The sequence below is a fragment of the Isoptericola sp. GX10416 genome (assembly GCF_056590155.1).
Genome location: NZ_JBWPVO010000038.1, coordinates 1 through 927 on the forward strand (window position 1 = coordinate 1; position 927 = coordinate 927).

General features: G+C 70.4%; 1 protein-coding gene. It reads right to left on the reverse strand.

Annotation, left to right across the window (positions count from 1 at the left end; genetic code table 11):
• The coding region (locus tag ACWAT2_RS19340; RefSeq protein ID WP_480049261.1) for a transposase family protein at positions 1–802 on the reverse strand (802 nt) is incomplete at its 3' end.
• Positions 803–927: the final 125 nt, after the last annotated feature.

The following is a 927-nucleotide window of genomic DNA, read 5'->3' on the forward strand; positions in this document are numbered from 1 at the left end:
CCTTGAACGTGCTCTTGAGGATCGCGTTGCCCCGCTCGGCCACCGCCCGGATCGCTGAGTGCAGCAGGTTGAAGCACTTGGCGTCCTCGGTCAGCTCGCCGGTCTTCGGCCTCGGGTACGGGACGGTGAGCCGGTCTGCCTCGCCGAGGTATCCCAGGTCGGCCAGCGCCTTGCGGCCCGTCGTGGGCTCGCCGTGCTCGTTGCGAGCCCAGCGGTCCAGGGCATCGAGGAGTCCGGGGTGGGTGCGCGCGCAGGTCGTGTCGTGCTCGCGGCCCGGGCGTACTGGGGAGACCCAGACCGGCCACCCGTCACCGACGGTGGGGACCTGCACGTTCCCGCCGTGCTTCTTGTGCTTGCCGGACCACCACCGGTCCACGCCCTTGGTCGGTCCCGCCACGCGCAGCCGGTCGGTCGCGATCAGCGTCCCGTCGAGGTTCACGCGGGTGTTCCCGGCGATCTTGACCGCGAGGAGCACGTTGCCAAGCGATGGCATCGTCGCGGCGAGCACGCCGATCACTTCGTCGAGATACCGGTACGTCGTCGACAACCCGATCCGGTTGTCCCGGGCGAGCTGGGCGACCCTCGTTCCGTCGATGAGCCACCGGCAGGCCAGCACCGCGTGGTCCCACACCACCAGCGCACGCCGCCCGGCCCTGGTGCCGAGCTCGGCCTGTCGAGACCGCAGCAGTCCGGCGACGTACTCGACGGTCGTGGCCCGCAGCGGCAGGACCGCGCGGTACTCCACCACCGCTTCTGGACTCGGAGCGGACGCGACGGCAGCGGGCATGGCAGGATCGGGCACGCGGGACTCCGGTCTGGTCGATCTGTGGAAGGAACGACCGTTCTACCGGGGTCCCGCACTGCGTTGCCGCAGGTCAGGCTGTACGGCGTGTCGACGGCGACACGCCCGCTACTGGGAAAGGCTCA